The 7,738-nt window shown below is 69.3% G+C and carries 5 protein-coding genes; 3 read left to right on the top strand and 2 right to left on the bottom strand.

The window, feature by feature from the left end; genetic code table 11:
* Together B3587_RS07285 and B3587_RS07290 are read left to right on the top strand one after the other, a co-directional pair.
* On the top strand, positions 1–529 hold a 529-nt coding region (locus B3587_RS07285; RefSeq protein ID WP_292727535.1), incomplete at its 5' end, for a SixA phosphatase family protein.
* Complete coding sequence (locus B3587_RS07290) at positions 526–1,083, top strand: chemotaxis protein CheY (protein ID WP_228176824.1); 558 nt, start codon at positions 526–528, stop codon at positions 1,081–1,083. The genes B3587_RS07285 and B3587_RS07290, both read left to right, overlap by 4 nt.
* Here the strand turns inward: B3587_RS07290 and B3587_RS07295 are convergent.
* Together B3587_RS07295 and B3587_RS07300 are read right to left on the bottom strand one after the other, a co-directional pair.
* Positions 1,080–2,450, bottom strand: coding sequence for a M1 family metallopeptidase (locus B3587_RS07295; RefSeq protein ID WP_292727537.1), 1,371 nt, complete (start codon positions 2,448–2,450; stop codon positions 1,080–1,082). The two genes, B3587_RS07290 and B3587_RS07295, sit on opposite strands and share 4 nt — an antisense overlap.
* Entirely contained in the window at positions 2,447–6,466 is a 4,020-nt protein-coding gene (locus B3587_RS07300) for a Pls/PosA family non-ribosomal peptide synthetase (RefSeq protein WP_292727538.1), read from the bottom strand. The genes B3587_RS07295 and B3587_RS07300 overlap by 4 nt, the downstream gene beginning before the upstream one ends.
* Before the next feature lie 176 nt (positions 6,467–6,642).
* Here B3587_RS07300 and B3587_RS07305 point away from each other — a divergent pair.
* Positions 6,643–7,738, top strand: a 1,096-nt coding sequence (locus tag B3587_RS07305; protein WP_292727540.1) for a phosphate ABC transporter substrate-binding protein PstS, incomplete at its 3' end; no start/stop codon positions are given.

Below are 7,738 nucleotides of genomic sequence, written 5' to 3' on the forward strand. Positions count from 1 at the left end.
CCGCGACAAGGATGTGCTGCGCACGTTCCCGATCATCGCGCTGCGCCACGCCAAGGCGGTGCCCGCCGACGAATGGGACGGGCCGGATGCCTCGCGCCCGCTGGCTCCTCGCGGACGCAAACAGGCTAACGCCCTCGTCGGACCGCTCCTCGCGTTCGGCGCGCGCCGGATCGTGTCGAGCCCCGCGGTTCGGTGTGCCAAGACCGTCGGCCCGCTCTCTGCCGCTCTGGGGCGCCGTGTCGACTATTCGCCGCTGATCAGCCAGGATGCGTGGGAAGAGGGTGCGACCGACGCCCGCACGGTCGTCGGGCAGCGCGTGCGCTCCCGCAAACCGGCGGTGTTGTGCAGCCACGGCCCGGTGCTTCCCGAGATCATCCAGGAACTGGCGATGGCAACCGGATCGCTCATGGGTTCGCACCTGGGTAACGCCTCAGGGCTGGCAACCGGAGGTTTCTCCGTCGTGCACCTGTCCACCGACAATCCGGGTTCGGGGATCGTCGCGATCGAGACGCACCAGCCTCCCGCGTGAGCGGACTGATCCGGCTCGGCTGGGCCGTGGCTGCGGATCGTGACTCCCGACGCGAGACCGCCTGGCGGCTCCTGCGCGACCTGATCGGCCAGTCCGGCATCCGGCTCTCGAACAGGTGCCCGCGCTGCGGTGGCGACCACGGCCCCGTGGAGCTCGAGGGCGCGGCGGTTACCGCGAGCGTGTCGTACGCAGCCGAGTGGGCTGTCGTGGCACTGGCACCCGCGGAGGCCGGGAGCGTGGGGGTGGATGCCGAGCCCGAGGTCGATACTCGGCGCGACCGGGCAGGTCTTGACGGTGTCCTCGGCGCGGGATCTGCGTCCGCGCGCGATTGGGTGCGGGTGGAAGCCGCGCTCAAGGCCGATAGGCGGGGACTGCGGATCGAACCCGGAGCGGTTCACATCCTGGGCGGCACCGGCACTGACCAGGGTGCAGGCGCGTCGTGGCGTGCCCGCGTCCCGGGGCGCGCGGATGCGGTTCTCGGCTGGGATCTCACAGGACCCCCGGGGATTCTGGTCAGCGCCGCACTCGCTCGCATCGAATCTGCCGACGCCTAGCGCGACGACTTCTTCTTTGCGGAGCTCTTGGACGTACCCGGCCCCGGTGGGAGAGAGGGAAGCGGACCGTCGTCCAACCAGTCCTCCAGCAGCGCCTCGAGGTCGTGACCGGCCTCGGCGACGAAGCGCCGGAAGTCGGCCGTAGTAACGCAGGCGTTCGCGTACGCCGCGCACCACCCGCGCAGCAGATCGAAGAACGGCTCGTCGCCGATCGTCAGACGCACGGCGTGCAGGGTCAGTGCCCCGCGTTTGTAAAGCCGGTCATCGAACATGAGGTCGGCGCCGGGATCACTGATGACGAGGTCCTGCGCGAGATCCGCGAGCTTCGCGTGAGCCCGGCGGGCAGCGCCATCGGCGGTCTCCGCGCCGGCCGCCTCGAACCAGAGCCACTCCGCGTAACAGGCGAATCCTTCGTTGAGCCAGATGTCACGCCACCGCGCCACCCCGACGCTGTTGCCGAACCACTGGTGGGCCAGCTCATGAGCAACGAGTCGCTCCGAGTCGGGGTCGAGGTGGTTTGCGCCGAAGACGGCGGTGCCCTGCGCCTCCAGTGGGATCTCGAGCGGATCCGCTGTCACCACGATCGTGCAGTTCTCCTGCGGATACGGCCCGAACCGCTCCTCGAACGCCGACATCATGCGCGGCAGGGGCCCGAGAGCCCGCTTCACGTCGGCGCGAAGGGACGGGGGTGAGGCAACGACGATGCGATCATCGAGCCGGTGCGATTCGAACTGTCCCACGTAGACAGCAACCAGGTACGTCGCCGTCGGCACTCCGATCGTGTACTCGGCGCTGACCTGGCCGCCCGAGCGCGTACGCGACTGCAGTACGCCGGTGGCGACAGCGGTGTACTCGGCATCCGTCGCGACTCGGATGGTGTAGGTGGCCCGGTTACCGGGGCGATCGTTGCACGGGAACCACGTCGGCGCGCCGATCGGCTGCGATGCGACGAGCGAGCCCTCGGTGAGTTCCTCCCAGCCGATCGTCCCCCAGCGGGATCGGCGGGGCGCGGGCGCGCCCGCATACTCGATCGTCAGCGTCAGGGTCTCCCCCGGTTGCATCGTGCGCGGCAGGGTGACGCGGAGCTTGCGCGGGCCCTGCTTGTGCGGCGTGCGACGCTGTCCCTCGATGCGCACCCGACTGACCCGAAGGCCGACGAGATCGAGCGCGATCGACGACGTCGCGACCACGATCCGGATGCTGAGGGTCGCGCACCCCTCGAGCCTGTTGGTGCGGACGCGGTAGCTCAGATCGAGCGCGTAGGCCTCGACGTCGAACGAGGTGTCGCCGCTCTGGGGAGTGTAGGCGTCGTGGGTGCGCGCCTCGGGGGTCTCTGCGCCAGCTTGCTCGGTGCTGTTCGGACTCACGGGGCCGCCTGGTACGCGCGGATCTTCACCGCGCGCCACGGGCCGATGGGGTTTCCGCTCCACCGAGAACCGACCGGAACGCTCTCGCCGCGCATGACCAGCGAGGCGGGCCCCACGGTTGCGTGAGCGCCGATCGAGGCCGCGGGCAAGATAACCGAGTGCGGGCCGAGCGTTGCGCCGGGTTCGAGGGTGACGGCATCCATACTCATGATCCGATCATGAAACAGGTGAGTCTGCACAACGCATCCCCGGTTCACGGTGGATCCGTCGCCGAGGTGCACGAGATCGGGCTCGGGCAGCCAGTAGGTCTCGCACCATACTCCGCGGCCGACTCGTGCACCCAGGGACCGCAGCCACACCGCAAGTGCCGGGGTTCCGGATGCCGCACGCGCGAACCACGGCGCCGCAACCATCTCGGTGAAGGTGTCGACCACCTCGGTGCGCCACACGAAACTCGACCACAGCGGATGCTCGCCCGCGCGGATCGGACCGACCAGTGCCCACTTGGCGGCTGTCGTGGCAGCAGCCGCCGCCGCGCCGGCGACGAGCATGACAATGCCAGACAGCAGCACCGTCCACCACGGTCCAATGCTGTTCCACAGGGCGGCCAGGGTCATGAGCACTCCGAAACCGATGAGCCCCGTCACGAACACGGGAACGATCCGCGACAGCTCCCACAGGCTCCGCGCAACGCGCAGTGCTGCGGGCGGCTCATAGGTGCGGGACTCATCGACACTGGCCACGACCCGTCGGAGGCGCACTGCCGGGGACCCGAGCCAAGACGACCCCGCCTTTGCCTTCGCCGGCGCCGCGGAGAGCACCGCGATGAGTCCGTCCTTCGGCACGCGGTGCCCTGGCGCGACCATCCCGGAGTTGCCGACAAAGGCACGCTTGCCGATCCTGACACCGTCGACACGCATCCATCCGCCGCCGAGCTCGTAGGAGGCGACCATCGTGTCATCGGCAAGGAACGCGCCATCGTCGATGGTGGTCATCGACGGAATCAGCAGCACCGTGGATGCCTCGACGTTGCGTCCGACTGACGCGCCCAGCATCCGGAGCCAGATGGGCGTGAACAGACTCGAATAGAGGGGGAACAACACGGTGCGTGCCGAATCGAGCAGGCGCTCGGTCGTCCACACCTGCCAGCCGAGCCGGCTGCGCACCGGGTAGGTTCCCTCGCGAAGGCCGAGCGAGAGCAGGCGCACCGCCAGCACGACGGTGCCGGCGAAGACCACACCGGCGATCAGGATGCCGGGCACGAGCCACGCGAGGCCGAGAAGCGTAGCCTCGGCGAGCGTCTGCGCGTCCCGCATCGCGAGCGCCATGACGCCGGCGCCGGCGGCGAACGCGACGATCGGCAGCAGGGCAAGGCCAAGCGAGGAGGCGATGTAGGCCCAGAGCCACCGGTGGGGAGCGGGCGCGTGTTCCGCGGGCCAGTCGGCGGCGGGCTCGCCGACCCGCACCGCGGGCGAGCCTGCCCACGCCTGGTCGGGCTTGACCCGTCCGAACACCGCCGATCCGGGAGCTACCCGCGCCCGTCGACCGATCTTTGTGCCGGGAGCCAGCGTGCTACGGGCACCGATCACGGCATCCGCATCGATCCGGATGCCGCCCACGCGCACCGTGTCGCCATCGACCCACGTGCCGCTGAGATCGACTTCGGGGTCGATCGCCGCGTTGTCGCCGACCTCCAGCATCCCGGTGACAGGGGGCAGCGTGTGCATGTGGACGTCGCGGCCGATCGAGGCCCCCAGCGCCCGCGCGTAGTAGGTGACCCACGGCGCTCCGACGAACCCGACGGCGTCGACCTGATCGGCGATCTGCTCGGCCAGCCACAGTCGCAGGTGCACGCCGCCGCCGCGCGGATAGTCACCGGGTTGCAGTCCCGCGAGCAGCGTTCGGGCCGCGATCACCGCGATCGACATGCGCCCGAACGGGGTCGCGAAGACGAGGAGGCCGATGACGAGCACCCACCACGGCACGTCCGGGAGGAACGTAAAGCCACCGCCGAGCTGCAACAGCGCGCTCGCGGTAAGGAGGTAGAGGAGCCACCGGATGCCGGACAGGATGAACAGCGGCGCCCCGAGCAGGGTCTGGGCGAGCCGTGTGGTGGCCGGGGTGGGGACGGCGCGGTGGAACGCGGCGGCAGACGCGTCGGCGGCGGCATCCGTTTTCGGAAGAAGGGACGCCATGGCCCCGAGGCGGGGCATGTCGTAGATGTCGGCGACCGTGAACTCGGGAAGCCGCACCCGCACCCGCGAAGCAAGCTGCGCAGCGGCGAGCGACCCGCCGCCGAGGTCGAAGAAATCCGACCCGCGATCCTCAGCGGGAACACCGAGCACAGCCTGCCACTGCTCAGCCAGCCATGCCTCGTTCTCGGACAGCCCCGCAACCGGCTGCTCTGCCCCGGGAACCGGCCACGGCAGCGCTGCGCGATCGACCTTCCCCGACGTGCGCGCCGGAAGGTCAGGCAGCAGCGCGAACAGGGGCATGATGCCGGCGGGCAGGCGGTCTGCGAGGAACGTTCGGGCTGCGGCACGATCGAAGAGGTCGGGATCGTCGACGACGATGTACCCGACCAGGACGGGGTTGCCGGCCTCCGACGTGCGAACCGCGGCAGTCGCGGCGGTGACCCGGGGAAGATCCTGCAGGGCAGCCTCGACCTCACCGAGTTCGATGCGCCGCCCACCGATCTTCACCTGATCGTCGGCTCGCCCCAGAAAGACGAGCCCCTCGGGTTCGTAGCGCACGAGATCGCCCGAGCGGTAGGCGCGATCCCACCCCAGCGTCGGCATAGGAGCGTACTTTTCGGCATCCTTCGCCGGGTCGAGGTAGCGAGCGAGCCCGACGCCGCCGATGATCAGCTCGCCGCTCTCCCCCTCCGAGACCGGGACACCCTCGGCATCCACCACCGCAAGCGACCAGCCCTCGAGAGGAAGCCCGATGCGGACCGGGGCGTCGGGCACGAGCGGCGCAGCGCACGAGACGACAGTCGCCTCGGTAGGACCATAGGTGTTCCAGACCTCGCGGCCCTCGGCTGCCAGGCGCGTCCCGAGTTCGGGCGGCACAGCTTCGCCGCCGAAGATCAGCAACCGGACGTTGTCGATCGTCGAACTCGGCCACATCGCGGCGAGGGTTGGAACCGTCGAGATCACCGTGATCCCCTGTCGCGCAAGCCAATTCGCAAGATCCACCCCGGAGCGAACCAGGGCACGCGGTGCAGGAACGAGGCAGGCTCCGTGCGCCCACGCGAGCCACATCTCCTCGCAGGACGCATCGAACGCCACCGACAGTCCCGCCAGGACCCGGTCGGAGGTCCCGAGCGGCTCCTCCTGCAGGAACAGGCGACTCTCGGCATCCACGAACGCCGCCGCACACCGGTGCGTGACAGCAACACCCTTGGGGACCCCAGTGGAGCCGGAGGTGAAGATGATCCACGCGTCGTCATCCGGCGACGGCTGGGCGAGGACGTCGAGCGCTCGCGTGTGCCCCGCGGGGGCCTCGCCGGCGAACAGGTCCTCGTCTTCGTCGGCTTCCTCGTCGACGGAGTCATCGATGGTTGGAATCTCGGCCGTCACATCCGACGGTTCCGCGGCATCCTCACCGGACGCGTGCGCACTCGGGGAGTACAGGCCGCGACCGGTGATGACACCGCGAACGCCCGCCTCCCCGAATACGAGCGCGGCGCGCTCCTCCGTGTCATCCGCGTCGACCGGCACGTATGCAGCGCCGGCAGCCATCACACCGAGGATGGCGATGTAGAGCTCTTTGGTGCCCGACGTCATGCGGATGCCGACGCGATCGCCATGCCGCACGCCAGCGGCCACGAGGCGCGAGGCGGTGAGAGCGACCCGGGCAGCGAGCTCCCGGTAGCTCACCGCCGGCCCCGCGCCGTCATCGATCGCGGAAGCCTCGGGATGGCGACGCACCGTCTCTTGCAGGATGTCGACGAGCGTACGCGGCGCAGCGGCGTGAGCGGCCCGATCGAGGAATGCCGCCTGGTCGAAAGTCACGATCCGACGGTACCGGGGCACGTCGTGCCGGGTAGGGGAAACGCTGCAGACCGCCCGAGCCCGTTTACCTGCTGTTCACCTCTACCAACCGATCCCTTAAGAGTCGCTGTCTACCGTCACGTAAGTGCCCTGCACCGGGCCCGCCATATATACCCCGACACAGTGAAGGATTCACAGTGAAGATCACCCGCTTCGCCCAACTGGGCGCTGTCGCCGCCGTCGCCACCCTCGCGCTGGCTGGCTGCGCCTCAAACGAGTCCAACGGCGGCTCCACCACCGAGCCCACCGAATCGACCCTCTCGGGCACCATCGGCGCGACCGGCGCTTCGTCGCAGACCGCCGTGCAGGAGGCCTGGGTCGCCAACTTCCAGATCGCGAACCCCGACGTGACCGTCAACTACGAGCCGACCGGTTCGGGCACGGGCCGCGAGAACTTCATCGCCGGCGCCAGCAACTTCATCGGCTCGGACCGCGCGTTCAAGATCGAGGAGATCGAGGAGAACACCTTCGCAGCGTGCGCCGACGGCGGCTCGGCCGGCATCGTCGAGATTCCGATCTACATCTCCCCGGTGGCCGTCGCCTTCAACCTGGAGGGCGTCGACTCGCTCAACATGAGCGCCGACGTCATCGCGGGCATCTTCGCCGGCACGATCACCAACTGGAACGACGCTGCGATCGCCGACCTCAACGACGGAGTCACCCTCCCCGACCTGGCGATCTCGCCGGTGCACCGCTCCGACGACTCGGGCACGACCGAGACCTTCACCTCTTACCTCTCGGCCGCAGCCCCCTCGGTGTGGACCTACGAGCCCGACGGAGAATGGCCGATCTCGGGCGGCGAGGCCGCACAGGGCACCTCGGGCGTCGTCGACGCCACGAAGAACGGCAACGGCACCATCACGTACGCCGACGCGTCGCAGGTCAGCGGCCTGGGCACCGTGTCGGTCGGCGTCGGCGGCGAATTCGTCCCCTACTCGGCTGAGGCCGCCGCGATGATCGTGGACTCCTCGCCCCTGCAGGAAGGCCGCACCGAGGGCGACATCGTCTTCGACATCGACTACGCGACCGAAGAGGCCGGGGTCTACCCGATCGCCCTCGTGAGCTACGAGATCGGCTGTGTCGAGTACGAGGACGCGAACATCGCGGAGCTCGTCTCGGCCTACTTCACCTACATCGCCAGCCCCGAGGGCCAGGATGCCGCTGCGGAGAACGCCGGCTCGGCCCCCATCTCGGACTCGCTGCGTGAGAAGGTCAACGCCGCAATCGCCCTGA

This window comes from Microbacterium sp. UBA837 (assembly GCF_002296025.1).
Classification (GTDB): Bacteria; Actinomycetota; Actinomycetes; order Actinomycetales; family Microbacteriaceae; genus Microbacterium.